This is a genomic window from Halolactibacillus halophilus, from assembly GCF_900115605.1.
In the GTDB taxonomy this organism is placed as follows: domain Bacteria; phylum Bacillota; class Bacilli; order Bacillales; family Amphibacillaceae; genus Halolactibacillus; species Halolactibacillus halophilus.
This window is the reverse complement of record NZ_FOXC01000044.1, coordinates 1-17209: the sequence shown is the minus strand read 5'-3', so window position 1 is coordinate 17209 and position 17209 is coordinate 1. Positions and strand designations below refer to the sequence as shown.

Below are 17209 nucleotides of genomic sequence, written 5' to 3'. Positions count from 1 at the left end.
TTATAAAGAGTCATTAATTCATGAGTAGATAGTGATGGCAAGTGGCATACAAAATTAATTGCCGTTTAACGCAATTCCCTATTGCCAAATACACACTAGGTTAATGGTGTAACAAGTTATATAAGCTGCTTAAAGTAAAGGAGGCTGACTGTTGAAGAATAATTACTGACTATTAGCACTAAGTGTTGCAGTTATTATTAGTGCTGTTGTACTGGTGTTTCATGTTGTGTCACATAATGAAACAGAAAAGGTCTATGTCAGTCAAATTGAAGATGTCGCATTAGAACTAAAGAAGGATTTCTTAAAAGATACGGTTAATAACACCATTACTCAAATCGATCGTTTGCGTGCGTCAAAACAAGAAGTATATCAACTAAATACAGACAAACGCTTAGAACGCCTGTTGATATTAGCTGAAGATATGTCAGAAGCTGCGTTTGTTGACCTGTATGAACGAGAGTTTCAAATGAGCGATGATCAGTTATGGACCGCTTACTTATTTGATCATGAGACAGATACGTTTGTTTTTTCAACAGAAGCTAACGAAAAAATGATGTCCCGTGCTGAGATTGAAGCTACTCTAGCAACCAAAGTCGTGATTGAGAAGGGAACATTAACGGGTGTTTTTGGTGTGAGCTATCAGTATATTGATGCGATTATCCAGTCAGATATTAAAGAAATAATTCATCATCAAACATATGAAAATGACGCCTATATTTGGGTGAACGAAGTAGTGAATTATGAAGGCGGGAAGGATTATGCCATTCGCCGTATTCATCCTAATTTGATCGAAACAGAAGGTGATTATCTATCAACAACAATGACAGATGTGGTGGGCGGTACCCCGTATTTAACCGAATTGAATGGTATTAATCGAAATAGTGAATTATTTTTCAGCTATTACTTCAAGAAACTACAATCAGATAATGTCTCAAAGAAGATTACCTATGCTAAACTCTATGAACCTTATGATTGGATTGTCGCAATGGGGGTTCATTTAGATGATTTAGATGGTTATGTGAGTCAAGTTCGTGAAGAGAGTGAAAAATTATTGACGCGTATGGTGCTTAATGTTTTGCTTTATTTAATATCAGCACTTGTCCTTGGTTTTGTATTGATTTACGTTATAATGGAACACAACTTACGTAAATCAACAAAACAACTATTAAAGGAAGCAAGTACGGATCCGTTAACGGGGGCAGAAAGTAGACGGTATGGAGAAAGGGTTTTAGCCCATCAGTTTGATACGTATCATGTCAAAAAGAAACAAGCGTATATAGCGATGTTTGATATTGATGATTTTAAACTGATTAATGACCAATACGGTCATGAAGCAGGAGATCAAGTCTTACAGCATGTCGTCACAACTGTACAAAAAATACTAGCAGATGATGGTCAACTCATTCGATGGGGTGGCGACGAATTTGTTGTGATGATGGACCGGTTATCAAAAGATGAGTCAATTATGCGATTAGATCAAATGCTTTATTTCTTTGAAACGCATCCAATCGAATTAGAAATGGGTACAATCACGTTATCCCTCTCGATAGGATTAACAACCTTTTTACCCAAAGATCGTGGCTATCAAACCGCGGTTAAACGTGCAGATTCAGCAATGTACGAATCTAAACAGCACGGTAAATGTAAATTAACTGTAAGTTGTTAAATTGGCTGAGCATATTAGATATCCTCTTTGTATAACTAATGTATAATGACTATTATACTATTTATGATAGGGGAGAGAGTATGATGACAACAATCTATGATTTTGAAGCACTAACGGTAGAAGGAGAACCTGTATCTTTAGACCAATATAAAGGGGACGTTTTACTCGTCGTAAATACTGCCAGTAAATGTGGCTTTACACCACAATTTGAAGATCTGCAGAAGCTATACAGTGAATATAAAGACCAAGGTCTTACCATATTAGGTTTTCCGTGTAACCAATTTAACGCACAAGAACCTGGAACAAATGAAGAAGCGGCTGAATTTTGTCAAATGAACTACGGAGTGGAATTCCCTGTTTTCAGTAAGATTGATGTGAATGGAACAAAAGCCCACCCGCTATTTCAATATTTAAAGGAAGCTCAACCATTTGAAGGATTTGATGAAACAACAATGAATGGGAAACTCATTAAAAAAATTGTTTCTGACAAATATCCCGAATGGATGATTGGAAACGATTTAAAGTGGAACTTTACGAAGTTTTTGGTTAACCGTGAGGGAGTTATTTTGAAGCGTTATGAGCCGACAGTGGAGCCAATGGATTTTGAAAAAGATATTCAAGCGGTATTAGCTTAAGTAGAAGACACGTGTAGCGAAAGTGCTGTGCGTGTCTTTTTAGGTGCGCCAATTAATCAGAGTAGCTAGTATCTGTGAGTTAAAATATGGTATAGTAGTAAGATAACTAACGATATTAAAAAAGAAATGAGGCAAAGCAATGTCACTCAGTCAAAAACGTATCATAGGGATGTTATTTGGTAATCTTTTATTAGGGATAGCGATTGGTGTACTAAGAATCGCTGAGCTTGGCACCGATCCATTTGCGACAATGAATTTAGGTGTCAGTTCTACACTCGGTTTATCTTTTGGTTTTTATTCAGTCCTGTTTAACCTTCTGTTATTTATCTTTCTCTTTGTTAATAGCCGAGAACTAATTGGATTTGGAACATTTATAAATATGTTTCTGTTGGGGTATACAGCTGACTTAATCGTTTATTTATTCCAGACGATGGATATCGGTGAAATCGGATTAGGGATACGTTTTCTTTTACTCTTTGTTGGTGTATTCATCTCGTCAACAGGTCTATCATTATATGTCGCTGCAAACTTAGGTGTTTCACCATATGACGCTCTGCCGCTTATGATGCAAGAAATGACGAATAACCGGATACCTTTTGGCATTGCCCGTTTAATTGTTGATGCGACCGCGGTTATTATTGGTTATTTTTTTGGCGCTGTTGTTGGTATTGGGACGCTTGTCGTGGCTGTTTCATTAGGACCACTCGTCTCTGTCTTTAATAAATACTGGTTTGAGCCGATATTAAAGCCAGAAACACTTGAAAAATGAAACTTAAGTGTTAAATGAGGTGACAACATGACATTAGCCTTTATTGTCAATCCTGTATCAGGTAAAGGTAGAAAGATATTAGATCGGTTTAAACATAAGTTGACGATTCCCTATCGTACCTATATCACAAATTATAGCGGGCATGCGACAAAAATCGTCAAACATCTTGTGAAAGAAGAAAAAATCACCTTGATTATTGTTGTTGGTGGTGATGGGACGATTCATGAAGTATTAAATGGTATCGGTACACATCCTATCACGCTTGGTGTAATAAAGAATGGCTCTGGTAATGATTATGGTCGTTACTTTAAAACATTTGAGCACCCAAAAGAAGTCGAGCGCTTTATCAAGCATCCAATACAAGCACAAGTCGATGTGCTTAAAGTGAAGCACGGGAACTTCAGTCGGTTGTTCATAAATAACAGTGGCATCGGTTTTGATGCTTTAGTTTGTGAATATGCGAATCGCTCGCGCATGAAAAAGTTTTTAAACAAACACCACTTAGGTCAATTTGTATATCCGTATTTTGTGATAAAAGCGTTAAAAACATTTAAACCATTCTCTATCACCGTATCAATAAACGGGGAAGCTACTTTATATGAGCGGGTGTGGTTTGTGACAGTCAGCAATCAACCTTACATTGGTGGAGGTATGCGAATTGCAACGCATGCTAAAGCAAATGATCAGTTGCTTGACGTGACCGTTGTACATAGTTTAGATGTGAAAACGTTCTTGAAGGTATTCTGGCTCGTTTACCTTGGGAAACATCTTGATTTACCGTATGTTAGTCAAGAACAGGCGTATACTGTTTCCGTTCAGCTAAAAGATCGGATCGTTTGTCATAGTGACGGCGAAGCTTGCTATATGAATGGACATTTTCCGGTGGAATATACTGTTTCACCTCATCACTTACGACTTGCTGAACCAATGCGACGGAAGTAGGGGATTAATCAACAGTTAAAAACTAACAAACGAAGCTAATGCATTCTTAGCTTCGTTTTTTTCGTTCGACTTTATCTTTATACATAAGTTGGTCGACATGATGATAAAACTGGGTATAGCTTTGCCGCTCTTCTTTCGCGTAGACAGCACTTCCTACCGCAACATCCAACGTATAAGGAAGGGTATCTGATAGTTCATTTAATCGTTTGCGTAAATCAGTCAGTTGGTGCTGATAAGTACGCTCATCTGATTGGTTACTTAAAACAGCAAATTCATCCCCACCAATACGGTAACAATGTTCACCGTCAAAAGCGTCTAAGAGTAATTTATAAACGGAAGCAATCGCATGATCTCCGAGGGTATGGCCATAATTATCATTGATATATTTCAGATAATTTAAATCAATCAGGACTAACCGGAAATGTTTTGCTGTTTCAAGTTGTATCTTTAAATCCCGTTCGTAAGCTGTTCGATTTAAACCGCCGGTCAATAAGTCCTGATAAGCAAGGATTTCAAGGAGCTTCGTTTTTTGTGCTTGTTCTGCGCTACGTTTAAGGTATTTATACGTATCAATAAATAATAGAATAAAAAAGATAAGGAACCCAATGAGCAACATGCTTGAAATCGCTTGAAAAGTTTTTGTATAAAATAAAGTTATTTCAAGTAAGAAAGCAATAATTAATATAGCGAAGTAATGCGCGACTTTTTTAATTTCAGTGTTTTTATCCTTAAAATACTCGTATATGAGGGCGCCGACTTGGATAATAGCTGAGATTAAAATGATCGTTAACAATATGGCCGTTAACTCGATGAAATTGAGTATGTTGTATTGTTGCAGGTATAACATCAAAAAAGTGATCAAGCCAAAGCTCAATGAAACAATACGAAACAACATGATAAAACGTTTCGTAATAACTTCTTTAATATAAAGGGCGATAAAACTAACCATTAATGGTACCATTAAGTAACTAAGTCCACCAATAATAAAGGGGTTGCCAGTGATAAACTGTAACAGTTTTGACTCGCCAAAGATCCATAAGCTCGTTGTCATACTAAATAAACCAAGGTAGAGTAGCCGGTTATCAACAAATTTACGCTGCGATAAGGCGGTAAAAAGACATACAATCGCTAGGATAAACAAAACTAGTCCAACAATGAAGTTTAAACTTTGATGTTTAATTATATCGAATAACATTGCATCAGCTGAGCCAATATATATCGGGTTAATCGTTCCCGCAAAGGCACTTGTTTCAGAGCTTATTTCCAGTGTCAGTTGTTTTCCTTGATAGTTATGCGGTAAATACACGAGTTCCCATGAACTCGTTAGAGGTGCTCTAAAGTCACCGTCTTGTTCATTGATTTTCTGATGAATAATCTCACCGTCTAAATAGACGGTTAAATCTTGCAATGATGAACGGATTAAGAGGTGATCATAACTGTTAGGCGTATTGGGTAATTGTGTTACCGCAAAATAAGTCGTATTTTTACCAACGTCTATATCTGTAGGTAAATCCACAGTTTGAACATACATATCCCCGAAGTAAACGTCCCAGTCTTCATTTAACGTCGTGAACCGTTCGGGCAACAATTGTAGTGTGTCTGAACGGTGAATATAACTAAAAGTGATAAACAGTAATAAAAACAAGAAACATAAACTAAGTACTATCGTTCTGTTTCTTTGATAATTTTGCATACGTTCAAACACCTCTTTTCGTCGTGGGACTTTAGTGTTATTTTATCATATTTCGACCTGGATGTATGCTGTTCTAATGCAAATTAGTAAAAAGAGGTATTTCGTATGAAAAACGAAATATTTTCGATAGGCTTAAATAGCGCTTGACTTTCACGGTTATTCGTTATTATAATAGAGACGAAAACGCTTTCGTTTCGCGAGGGAGGTGTAAACTATGGCTGTCACGATTTATGACATTGCAAAAGCAACAGGCTTTTCGATAACGACTGTTTCGAAAGTGTTAAACAATTATCCTGATGTAGGCAAAAAGACAAGGGAGAAAATTCTAAAAACAGTCGATGAGATGGGGTATTTCCCAAGTTCTTATGCGAGGACACTAACAACTAAGAAATCATACACATTAGGTGTGATTTATATGGAGTCGCTAGGCATTGGTTTAAAGCACTCATTTTTTAATGCTATTATTCAAGCCTTTAAACAAGTGGTTGAATTGGAAGGTTATGATTTACTGTTTATTGCTAATAAAATTGGTGATGAAAAGAAAAGTTACTTAGATCATTTCAAATACCGCGGTGTTGATGGTGTTGTTGTCTTTAGTTCAGAAAATGATGATGATGAACTTGAAAAAGTGATTCAATCTGATTTACCGTCGGTGATTATCGATTTAGATAGTACGGATACAAATGTTATTTACAGTGATAATTATCGAGGGATAGAAATGGCTTTGAAATATTTTTTGGAATTAGGTCATACGAAAATTGCTCATATTGCCGGACATCAAAATACATTCTCAGGTATTGAACGAATGAAAGGCTTCTTAAAAGCAACGAAGCAATTGGGTATTCAAATTCCACCATCGTATATCGTCAATGGCGGTTTCTTCTCAATTGAAGGTGGAAAGGAAGCAATGCAACAATTGCTTGTGTTAAACGACCGGCCAACTGCTGTTTTTGCTAGTTCAGATACAATGGCATTTGGTGCTATGAAAGCTATTCAAGAGGCTGGACTCCGCGTGCCAGAAGATATATCGATTATTGGTTATGACAATGTTGAATGGTCCGATTATGTTACACCAAGATTAACGACAGTTAAACAAGATGTAGATAAAATTGGTGCGGATGCGGCAAGGATTTTGATGGGTAGTATTAACGGAGAAAAGACTGCATACACTAAAGAAGTTGTGCCTGTTTCATTAATTAAACGAGATTCATGTAGCGAATTATAACTCGCTACATATTTTTTAACACAAATAGAAAGCGCTTTAGGTGTTGGGGATATGCTATGAGAAAATAGAAGTATTGGATGGAAATACTCACTCGTGTATGTCAATACGACGGCTTTATCCTTAGTTTTGATGGTCCGGATTGCGTAATATTTGATCTGTATCGAAACAAAAGTCAATGATATAAATGAAGAAGTCCATCAAATCAGAGAAGTTAAATGAGCTAGGAATTCTAATTCAAGAATGATTTGGCTTACTTGATTGAAATGTTTGATCGTTAAACTCTTTAATTAATCATGTCGATTCATCTCTTGCGCTTTGAGAGAATTAAACAAAAAACAGAAGCAAAAATAAAAGTCATGCTTGTAAATGCATAATAGTATAAAGAAAGTGAGGGATTTAATTGTATCAACTCGATCAACAACATCATTTTAATATAGAAAATTATTCTAAGCAGCCAACATTCTCAAGTTTTTTACCGGGTGTGGCAGGGGAAAGTGGTCTTCCAATTTGGGCCTTCTACGTGAATCGTGGTCAAGGGATTGCGAGTTTTGGCGTCCAAGATAAAGATCATGCGATTATGGAATTTTTACCGGCGGATAAATCTTATCAACTGGTGCAAACCCAAGGGTTTAGAACGTTTGTCAAAATCATAAACGATGATGATACCATCGTCATTGAACCATTCGCTGCACATGATACTGATGGACAGACGCGGATGGAAATTGCTGAAAATATGTTGAGTCTTTATTATCATCACCCAGTCTATCAGTTTGATTTAACCATTAACTACTTCGCCTTACCGAATACACCGGTGGCGGGTTTAGTACGTGATGTCACTTTTACTAACCTTACAGAAGACACACGTCAATTTGAAATCTTAGATGGTTTACCGAGTATCTTTCCGAGCGGTGTTGAAAATGCAGCGTATAAAGAATTAGGTAATACACTAAAGAGTTGGTTTGATGTTAAAAACTTAGAAAATAATATGCCATTTTATTTCTTGCGTGGCAGCACAGAAGACTCTGCTGAAGTGAAGAGTATTACCCAAGGGAACTTCTATTACAGTACCGTTTATCAAGCTGGTTTGGAAACAATCGCAAAACCAATTATTGATAAAAACCTCATATTTGGTACCGATACAACCTTACAAACAACAGTACCGTTTAATACAACACCACTTCACATACTTACACAACAAACAGCGCAGACAACGAACCGTGTCTCTGGTGGTTTTACGCCTGTTGAGGCGACATTAACCGCTAAAGGAAGTATTCAGTGGTCAACTGTTGTTGGTTATGCGACAGATTTAAATCATGTTAATCAGTACGTTAAAGAAAAACTAAACTTCACTATGCTTCAAAAGAAAAAGGCAGAAGCCCTAACAATTACCGATGATATTACGGCGCCAATTACGAGTTCAACAAATGAACCGTTATTTGATGCGTATAGTCGTCAGAGCTATTTAGATAATGGCTTACGTGGTGGGTTCCCGCATGTGTTCACCCATAACGGGAAAGAAACGATGTATTACCTTTACTCACGTAAACATGGTGACTTAGAGAGAGATTATAACTTCTTCTCGTTAAGTCCGACATATTATTCTCAAGGGAACGGTAACTACCGAGATATTAATCAAAACAGGCGATGCGATGTGTTCTTTGAACCACGTGTAAAAGATTATAACTTAAAAATGTTTATGAACTTGATACAATTAGATGGTTATAACCCTCTCGGTGTTAAAGGGGTTAGATTTAAACTAGATACGCAAGTATTTGATCTTAGTCATTATGTTGATGAAGAAGATGAAAAGGTATTAAAGACGTATTTTGATTCAAGTTACACACCGGGTGAATTAAAACACTTTATTGAGGATGAACGTATGGCGTTAAAAACGGATTTTGACCTGTTCTTAGCGCATGTCTTAAGTGAATCGAAGGAGAATTTCGAAGCAGCCTTTCATGAAGGATTCTGGGTTGATCACTGGACATATAACTTAGATTTGATTGAAAGTTATTTGGCGATTTATCCAGATAAAACAGATGAGTTATACTTCACCAAAGACTATATCTTTTTCAATAGTCCAGCGGAAGTAAAAAAACGTGAAGATAAATATGTCCTAGCGAATGGACAATTGAGACAGTACCACGCTCTTTACGTGAATAAAGATAAGCCAGAAGCCGATTGGGTTAAAACGAAGCAAGACCCAAGCCATACTTATCAGACAACGTTATACAGTAAGTTATTAACGCTAGGACTTGTGAAGACGGCAACCCTTGCACCGTTTGGGCTTGGAATTGAAATGGAAGCCGATAAGCCTGGCTGGAATGACTCACTAAATGGCCTACCAGGAATGATTGGTGCTTCGACCTCAGAGTTATATGAAGTAAAACGCCTATTTGATTTAATGCTGTCAATTGAAGAAGCAAAAGATATTTTGGTACCGGTAGAAGTGGGGGATCTCTTAAGACAGGTGCTCCAGTCGATCCAAGCATTTAATAACGGTGAATTAACAGAACAAGCGTATTGGCATGAAGTCGCAACGCATCGTGAGAACTATCGTGAGCGGATTTACAGTGGACTCTCAGGTGAGGAAGTGACGTATACAACTACAAGCTTGCGTGAAAATATTGAAACACTCAATCATCGGATTAAACAAGCGATTACAGCCGTAGAAGCATTTGATGCTGAACTGATTCCAACTTACTTCTATTTTGAAGCAAAAGAAGGTAAAGTTAGCTACACCGAAGCGGGTAAAATCAATGTGAGTGAACTTCAATTTGAGGCAAAAGCGGTGACACCTTTCTTAGAAGGCTTAGTCAAAGCGCTCAAGCTAAAAGATAATCAAGCTGACGCAAAAGCTTTATATAATGAAGTGAAGCAGTCAGCAATTTATGATGACAAATTAGGCATGTATAAAACATCGATGTCAATTAAAGATGAACCAGATGAACTTGGTCGGGCAAGTGCCTTCACGCCGGGTTGGTTAGAGAATGAATCTGTGTTCCTTCATATGGAATACAAGTATTTACTTGCGACTTTAAAGTCTGGTCTTACAGAAGAATTCTTTACTGATATGAAACAAGCGTTAATTCCATTCCTAGACCCAGCAATGTATGGACGCTCAACACTTGAGAACAGTTCATTTATTGCTAGTTCAGCTAACCCAGACCCGAGCCTTCATGGCCGTGGGTTTGTGGCGAGACTGAGTGGCTCAACGATTGAATTTATGAATATGTGGTTTGTGATGATGACAGGTGGAAAGCCGTTTAAAGTAGCAGATGACACACTTATCCTTAAACTTAACCCGCAGCTAGCAGGTTGGATGTTTAAAGAAAATGGTGAACTAACGGCAACGTTCTTAGGACAGACTGAAGTTACTTATGTGAATCCAACGCGTCAAGATACGTTTGGTGAAGCGGCTGTTAAGCCTAAGCGTTACGTTATGACCTTTTCCGATGGCTCAACCGAAACAATCAATGGTTCGGTCGTTAAAGGTGACGTTGCTTACCGCGTACGTCAAGGTGAAGTGAGTAAAATTCGCTGTGAGTTAGCTTAGTGGTAAGGAAAAGAGATCGAGAGGTCTCTTTTCTTATAACACAAAAAGAAAGTGTTATCTTAATATCTAATTAATGGAGTCGGTACGACACCCATTTTAAAGATCGACGCGTAAGAAATTAATTTATCCCCCTTTCTTTAATAGGAATAGAACAACAGGCGTATGTCACTGACATACGCCTGTTGTAGGTATGAAAAATATAAAAGAAAAGTTATTACAGTTTTAAGAGTAATGATTTAACTCTTTAATCTGATAAGAGAATTCAGCTTCATAACTTTTGTCAGGTTGACAATCATTCAAATGGAGATTAGAATGAAGTTAATCAAATATCCGTTTGAATGAAAGGGTGATAAAATGTCAGAACATATACAAGAAACATGTGATGTGGCCGTTTTTAATGAAGATAAAGTCTATCGAGTGAAGGAAATGGTTGAAAGTGAAAATATCTTAGCTGTGAGTGAGATGTTTAAAGCTTTATGTGATGAGACGAGGTTAAAGATTGCTTATGCTTTAACCCAAGAAGATAAATTGTGTGTCTGTGATGTCGCGCATATTATCGGTGCTTCTACAGCGACAGCTTCGCACCACTTACGACATTTAAAAAAGTTAGGTCTTGCGAAAAGTTATAAAGAAGGAAAACAAGTGTATTATCAATTAGATGACGATCATGTTAAGACGTTGATCACAATTGGCTTAGTTCACCAGAAAGAGGTGAAGCAACGTGGAATCAATTGAACAACAGACACAGACATACCGAGTGGAAGGTTTCTCATGTGCGAATTGTGCGAAGACTTTTGAAAACAATGTGAAAGAGTTACCGAGTGTCACTGGTGCCAAAGTTAATTTTGGTGCCTCAAAAATTACAGTCAGTGGTGACGTTTCGATCGAGGCTCTTGAAAAAGCTGGTGCGTTTGAAGGGTTAAAACTATCGGCAGATGGTATGAAGAAAGCGAAGACAACAACAGAAGTAAAAGAAACATTACCATGGTACAAACAGTATGAAACAGAACTTTTTGGTTTAGTCTTTTTAGTATTAGGCGTTGTTTCAAGTGTGATGAGTGGTCAAAGTCACCCAATGACAGCCCTGCTTGTTCTTATCTCGAGTCTTGTATTAGGTTATCAATTGTTTAAAATTGGATTAAAGAACTTAACGCGCTTGACGTTTGATATGCGTACACTAATGACGGTAGCTGTCTTAGGTGGTGTCCTGATTGGTGAGTGGTTAGAAGTCGGTATTGTTGTCATGTTATTTAGAGTAAGTGAATTACTCGAAAGCTATTCAATGGACAAAGCTCGACAGTCGATTGCCTCACTCGTCAATATGGCACCAACTCAGGCCCAAATTAGACGCTCATCTGGTGATGAGATCGTTGAGGTTAGCGAGATACAAATTGGTGACGTGATGGTTGTGAAGCCTGGTGAGAAACTAGCGATGGACGGTGTTGTGATTGAAGGGACTTCGCTCATTAACCAAGCGGCAATTACAGGTGAAAGTATGCCAGAAGAAAAATCACCTGGTGATGATGTGTATGCCGGTACGCTTAATACTGATGCATTGTTATTTGTTGAAGTTACGAAGCGGATTGAAGATACAACATTACAAAAAATCATTCATTTAGTCGAAGAGGCACAAGGTGAAAAAGCACCAGCCGAGCGCTTTATTGATGCGTTTGCCAAAGTGTATACGCCAATCATTATGCTAATCAGTGTCCTTGTCATGGTGCTCCCACCACTAATGTTTAACCAAGAATTCTCGACCTGGTTCTATCAAGGGTTAGCAATCTTAATTGTTGGTTGTCCTTGTGCGCTCGTCGTTTCAACGCCGATTTCCATTGTGTCAGCGATTGGTAACGCGGCTAAACGCGGGGTCTTAATTAAAGGTGGAATCCACCTAGAGACATTGGGCCGGATTAATGCGATCGCTTTTGATAAAACGGGCACGTTAACAAAAGGTGAACCCTTTGTAACGGATATCGTAACGATGAACGGGGTGAGTGAAACAGATGTCTTTCGTATCGTCTATAGCTTAGAAAAGGATACGACCCATCCACTCGCAAAGGCCTTGACGATAAAAGCCGAGAATCATATCGACACGACCACCTCATTACCACTTAAAGCCATTACAGCTTTACCTGGTCGCGGGATAAAAGGTGAGAGCGAAGGTATCACGTATACCGTCGAAAGTCCAAAGCGATTAATCGGTGATTTGTCACCAACCACCGGTGAACAAATCCAAGCTTTAGAACATAAAGGGAAAACGGTCGTTGTTGTAACAAAAGACACAGAAATCCTAGCCTACATGGCTATTGCTGATGAAGTACATGAGAATGCTCGTGAGACGTTGCGTCAGCTCCATAATTTAGGTGTGAAGAAAACGGTGATGTTGACGGGAGATAATCACCGGGCGGCTTTAGATATTGGCAATAGATTAGGCATTGATGATGTACAATCGGAACTGTTACCTGAAGATAAGCTAACAGTCATTGAGGACTTAACAACAACGTATACGAACGTCGCCATGGTCGGTGATGGTGTTAATGATGCACCGGCAATGGCCAAGGCAAGTGTTGGTATTGCGATGGGAGCTAAAGGAACAGATACAGCTCTTGAAACGGCAGATATGGCGTTAATGGCTGATGATTTAACCTTGCTACCTTTTGCGGTGAAGTTAAGTAGAAAATCGTTACGGATTATTAAAGCAAATGTGACGTTCTCGCTCTTAATCAAGCTCGTAGCGTTACTGCTTGTCATTCCAGGCTGGTTAACGCTATGGATTGCGATTGTATCAGACATTGGTGCAACTTTACTCGTCTCACTCAATAGTATGCGTTTAATGAAAGTAAAACCATAAAAAAACGACCGACCTTGAAACAGTAATCTCAAGGTCGGTCGTTTTTTAAGTTAAGTATTGTTCCGATGTCTTTTTATGATTCAGATACTCATGATAAAAGGGTGTGACGGTATATCTCGGGATGTCTAAGATCAAATCAAGCAACGATAGAAATACAAAATCACGAGAATAAGTAACGAATATATAAGAACAATGAAACAGTTTTGAAGTTGTCACGTTGTCTCAATTCTTTCTATTATTTTAAAACGTTATATCTGTTCCCTTTAGGTGATAGTTCTCAATTGAACTACCCCCACCTAACATTCTCACGAATGTTTGAGGAAGGGGATTCCGTAAGGACACCCTAAAGGCGACCCATGCTCGTTCAACTAAGTATAAGTTTTTCTACTTTCCAACCGCCGCAAACCTATTTTCTCAACATCTATTAAAGCATGTTGGGGAAATAGTGCGCTCCAGGAGCACAACTTACTTGGGTCGAATCGTTCTGTCTGATAGAACGTATAGGTTCTGACAAAAGACAGGGTACGCGTCAAATACGCCCACCCGGCCCAATGATGTAGACCTTGTTTCTGCTCTGGAACAAGTGAATACAATATCGGTGGGAGTTTTTCCTTAGAGGATGAATTTAGTCCGTCTTTAATCTTTTCCAAAACAAATGCTTGAGTGAGACGGATTGATTCCAGGGCAAGCTCTTCTTTACCGCCTGGGAAATGGTAGTAAAGAGAATCTTTAGGAACACCGCTTTCTTTCACTATCTGATTGAGACCGGTCGCGTGGTAGCCTTGAGTTTGAAAAAAGGTGTGCGGCTGTTTCAAGTAAGCGATCTTTTGCTTTGATTTGAGTCAAAATAGGAACCTCCCAAGATAAATTATAACGATTGGTCTACATATACTTATATGCCGATTCATTCTTTAAGCCAAGCTAGAGACCAAAAATATTTTCTTAAAAGTGATTGACCATTTCAGTCAATTGCTTTATGCTTAAATTGACCAATCGAGTCAATGGATAAGAAAGAGGTGATCATCATCGAAGATTTATTAAAAAATGTTGACGAACAAAAGAAACAAAACATTATCAATAGTGCGATGAAAGAGTTTGGTAAGCATCCTTTTCAAAGCGCTTCAACCAACACAATCGTTAAAGATGCAGGCATATCTAAAGGGGCTTTGTTTCATTACTTTGGAACGAAAGAAAAGTTGTATGAGTATCTGGAATACTTCACTATGAAAATCATGACTGAAAGTATCATCGACAAGGTAAATTGGAATCAGTCAGACATCTTCGAACGTATAAAAGAAATATCCATGATCAAGTTTGCGGTCTTTCAGGATTTTCCTTATCTTGCAGATTTCTCTCTAAATATTTTCCAGGGCAAGACAGCAGAAGAAATTTTACACAAGCATCCTGATTTTCCTTTGGCACTCTATAGTCAAATCTATTCTCAAAATATAGATTATTCACTTTTCAAAGAAGATGTTGATGTAAAAAAAGCAATAGATATCGTTCGCTGGACGATAGAAAAATGTGGAGACGAGTTCAGAAGGCAAATCGCAGACGGTAAGATGGCTTTTGACTATAAAGCCATTGAAAAAGAGGTTTATACCTATATCGATATATTAAAGGACAGTTTCTATAAAAAGGAGGCAAAGTAAATGATCAGTGTTAAAAATTTATCACATTCGTACAATAAAGATGGAAAATTCCAGGTGAAAGATGTCAGTTTTGAAGTGAAAAAGGGTGAAATATTCGGATTTTTAGGCCCATCAGGAGCAGGGAAATCGACTGTCCAGAACATTCTAACGGGCCTTTTACAACTGCAAAATGGAGAAGTTAAAATCGCTGATTACGATGTGAAAAATCCGTCCAAGAAACGATTCAACAAAATTGGTATGAGTTTTGAACAATCAAACATCTACAGTAAATTGACTGCCAAGGAAAACTTAGATTTTTATGGCAAACTGTTCGATGTCTCCACGGTTGATTCGAAAGAATTACTGCAACTTGTCGGTCTGCAAGGGAAAGAAGACAAGAAAGCAGGAGAATTTTCCAAAGGGATGAAGCACCGACTGACGTTTGCCCGATCGATGATCAATAATCCCGAGCTTTGGTTTTTAGATGAACCGACGACAGGACTGGATCCATCCATTGCCGCAGATATTAAAAATATTATTAAGGAAAAGAATGACGAAGGCGTTACTATCTTCTTAACGACCCACAATATGTTCATTGCAGATGAACTTTGCGATAGGGTGGCATTTATTGTTGATGGAGAAATCAAACTGATCGATTCCCCTGAGAACTTGAAGCTTCAGTATGGTGAAAAATTAGTCGAAGTGGAATACATTGAAAACAATGAAACGAAGAAAGAGACGTATTCTACGGTTCTTCCTGAAGATAAAGAGGCATTGGAAAAAGTTATTCGAGACCACGAAATTCAAACCATGCATACAAAAGAAGCCACTCTAGAGGAAATATTCATAAAGGTGACGGGAAGGGGGCTTGTTTAAAATGAAACTCTTCTCAAGTTTTGTGAAAGAGTTGAAAATAGCCTCACGAGGATTTTATTTCTACATTGAGATATTTATGGCTCTATTGATCTTAGCAATTTTTCTATTCGCCGTTCCTGATAATTTCAGCAGCAAAACAACCGAGTATCTTTATCTGGATATGCCTAGTGCAGCGAGCGAGGTTTATTTAGAAACAATACAAGAGGAAACAATCGATGGACAAGTAGAAAGCGTTACTCTAGATATCGATGAGCAGGAGAAAGAAGGTGTTCTTTATACAACAGAGGATACTGAGTTTTATATTTTAAATAGTCAAGAAGATGCGCGCTATATGGCAGAAGAAGAACAGGAAATCTCAGCTATTATTGCCATGAATGATGATGGCACTCTTGATTATACGTACTACCTTCAAGGGTATGAATCGGACAAATATAAGAACCTCTTGGAAATACTGCATGTTGAACCGAATGAAAATGTACAAGAAATTGTCGACAATCAAGAAGTCATAGCCTTGTCGACGAATGTGGAAACATTGTCAGATAAAGAAAGCATTTTGCCTACCGTACTCGTATTCAATGGGGCACTCATGGGACTGTTTATCATCGCGGCCTATATTTTTCTTGACAGACAAGAAGGAGTCATTAAAGCATATGCAGTGACGCCATCTCCAGTCTGGCAGTATTTGATGAGTAAAATAGGGGTTCTTATGGTCACAACCCTTGTTTCCAGCTATCTGGTCGTTATTCCTTTGATGCAATTACAACCGGACTATTTACTAATGTTGGTACTCCTAGTAACAACCGCATTTTTCGCGTCGTCACTAGGTCTTTTGATCGCAAGTTTTTATAGTAATATCATGCAGGCGTTTGGAGGCTTGTATGTAATCATGATGCTGATGATCGTTCCATCCGTTGCGTTCTTTATTCCGAGCTGGAATCCTGCGTGGGTCAGTTTTATTCCAAGTTACCCAATGATGGAAGGTTTTAGGTCCATCTTGCTCGGGAACAATGACTGGCCATATGTACTGACTGTCTCAGGCATATTCTTAGTCGTAGGTAGTGCATTATTCGCGCTTTCCAACTACCGCTATAAAAAAACGTTGTTAGGTTAAGCATTATGGTATTAAGTCAAGAGGATAATGGTAAGAAATACACCATACTTAAAGAAGTTTAAGCGCACTTAACTAAACCGATACGGATAAGAAAATTCGTTCGGTATCTCTAGTGGATATGCATCCTTAAGAAAGTCCATTTTCTTAAGACTCTATCGCCTCCGATCGAGCGACATAGAGTTGATGCTCGCTTAGGAGTGCAAACACCAGACGCACAAATTTTCTTACGGTAAGGACGAGAGCGCGCTTATGTT

The 17209-nt window shown here is 38.2% G+C and carries 13 protein-coding genes; 11 read left to right on the top strand and 2 right to left on the bottom strand.

Translation table 11 applies throughout. The features are described 5' to 3' along the window. The first annotated feature begins 214 nt into the window (after positions 1-214). From BM098_RS11825 to BM098_RS11810, 4 genes are all read left to right on the top strand, one after another. Positions 215-1666 carry a sensor domain-containing diguanylate cyclase gene (locus tag BM098_RS11825; RefSeq protein WP_234987497.1) on the top strand — a complete coding sequence of 484 codons (1452 nt, stop codon included), beginning with the start codon at positions 215-217 and terminating at the stop codon, positions 1664-1666. An 83-nt stretch (positions 1667-1749) separates the two neighbouring features. Then, positions 1750-2301 (top strand): glutathione peroxidase, encoded by a 552-nt coding sequence (locus tag BM098_RS11820; RefSeq protein WP_089833610.1) that lies wholly within the window; start codon positions 1750-1752, stop codon positions 2299-2301. Positions 2302-2440: 139 nt separating this feature from the next. After that, a complete protein-coding gene (locus BM098_RS11815; protein WP_089833603.1) occupies positions 2441-3070 on the top strand; it encodes a YczE/YyaS/YitT family protein in 630 nt (209 codons plus the stop codon). A 27-nt stretch (positions 3071-3097) separates the two neighbouring features. Further along, positions 3098-4012 carry a diacylglycerol/lipid kinase family protein gene (locus BM098_RS11810; RefSeq protein ID WP_089833601.1) on the top strand — a complete coding sequence of 305 codons (915 nt, stop codon included), beginning with the start codon at positions 3098-3100 and terminating at the stop codon, positions 4010-4012. Positions 4013-4058: 46 nt separating this feature from the next. On the opposite strand, the gene BM098_RS11805 is transcribed toward BM098_RS11810, so the two are convergent. Then, complete coding sequence (locus BM098_RS11805; protein ID WP_089833599.1) at positions 4059-5705, bottom strand: GGDEF domain-containing protein; 1647 nt, start codon at positions 5703-5705, stop codon at positions 4059-4061. A 214-nt stretch (positions 5706-5919) separates the two neighbouring features. Here BM098_RS11805 and BM098_RS11800 point away from each other — a divergent pair, with 214 nt between their 5' ends. The 4 genes from BM098_RS11800 to BM098_RS11785 all read left to right on the top strand — a co-directional run bounded on the left by BM098_RS11800 (position 5920) and on the right by BM098_RS11785 (position 13337). Beyond that, a complete protein-coding gene (locus tag BM098_RS11800) occupies positions 5920-6930 on the top strand; it encodes a LacI family DNA-binding transcriptional regulator (RefSeq protein WP_089833597.1) in 1011 nt (336 codons plus the stop codon). A 400-nt stretch (positions 6931-7330) separates the two neighbouring features. After that, a complete protein-coding gene (locus tag BM098_RS11795) occupies positions 7331-10486 on the top strand; it encodes a hypothetical protein (RefSeq protein WP_089833595.1) in 3156 nt (1051 codons plus the stop codon). 354 nt (positions 10487-10840) lie between these two features. Continuing rightward, positions 10841-11221, top strand: a complete 381-nt coding sequence (locus tag BM098_RS11790; RefSeq protein WP_089833593.1) for an ArsR/SmtB family transcription factor — start codon at positions 10841-10843, stop codon at positions 11219-11221. Then, positions 11208-13337, top strand: a complete 2130-nt coding sequence (locus BM098_RS11785) for a heavy metal translocating P-type ATPase (protein ID WP_089833591.1) — start codon at positions 11208-11210, stop codon at positions 13335-13337. Before BM098_RS11790 ends, BM098_RS11785 begins: the two co-directional genes overlap by 14 nt. Positions 13338-13705: 368 nt before the next feature. On the opposite strand, the gene BM098_RS13930 is transcribed toward BM098_RS11785, so the two are convergent. Next, entirely contained in the window at positions 13706-14152 is a 447-nt protein-coding gene (locus BM098_RS13930) for a TetR/AcrR family transcriptional regulator (protein WP_327058548.1), read from the bottom strand. 186 nt (positions 14153-14338) lie between these two features. On the opposite strand from BM098_RS13930, the gene BM098_RS11775 reads away from it, so the two are divergent. From BM098_RS11775 to BM098_RS11765, 3 genes are read left to right on the top strand one after another with little or no spacing between them, the layout of a single operon-like run. Continuing rightward, positions 14339-14989 carry a TetR/AcrR family transcriptional regulator gene (locus BM098_RS11775; RefSeq protein WP_234987496.1) on the top strand — a complete coding sequence of 217 codons (651 nt, stop codon included), beginning with the start codon at positions 14339-14341 and terminating at the stop codon, positions 14987-14989. Next, positions 14990-15844, top strand: a complete 855-nt coding sequence (locus tag BM098_RS11770) for an ABC transporter ATP-binding protein (protein WP_089833589.1) — start codon at positions 14990-14992, stop codon at positions 15842-15844. A gap of 1 nt (position 15845) precedes the next feature. Next, positions 15846-16955, top strand: coding sequence for an ABC transporter permease (locus BM098_RS11765; RefSeq protein WP_089833587.1), 1110 nt, complete (start codon positions 15846-15848; stop codon positions 16953-16955). Positions 16956-17209 lie beyond the last annotated feature (254 nt).

Bases quoted from the DNA above. Each gene is read 5' to 3' on its own strand.
- BM098_RS11790 (WP_089833593.1), top strand. From the start codon at position 10,841: ATGTCAGAACATATACAAGAAACATGTGATGTGGCCGTTTTTAATGAA.
- BM098_RS11775 (WP_234987496.1), top strand. From the start codon at position 14,339: ATGGATAAGAAAGAGGTGATCATCATCGAAGATTTATTAAAAAATGTT.
- BM098_RS11765 (WP_089833587.1), top strand. From the start codon at position 15,846: ATGAAACTCTTCTCAAGTTTTGTGAAAGAGTTGAAAATAGCCTCACGA.
- BM098_RS11800 (WP_089833597.1), top strand. From the start codon at position 5,920: ATGGCTGTCACGATTTATGACATTGCAAAAGCAACAGGCTTTTCGATA.
- BM098_RS11820 (WP_089833610.1), top strand. From the start codon at position 1,750: ATGACAACAATCTATGATTTTGAAGCACTAACGGTAGAAGGAGAACCT.
- BM098_RS11770 (WP_089833589.1), top strand. From the start codon at position 14,990: ATGATCAGTGTTAAAAATTTATCACATTCGTACAATAAAGATGGAAAA.
- BM098_RS11815 (WP_089833603.1), top strand. From the start codon at position 2,441: ATGTCACTCAGTCAAAAACGTATCATAGGGATGTTATTTGGTAATCTT.
- BM098_RS11810 (WP_089833601.1), top strand. From the start codon at position 3,098: ATGACATTAGCCTTTATTGTCAATCCTGTATCAGGTAAAGGTAGAAAG.
- BM098_RS11805 (WP_089833599.1), bottom strand. From the start codon at position 5,705: ATGCAAAATTATCAAAGAAACAGAACGATAGTACTTAGTTTATGTTTC.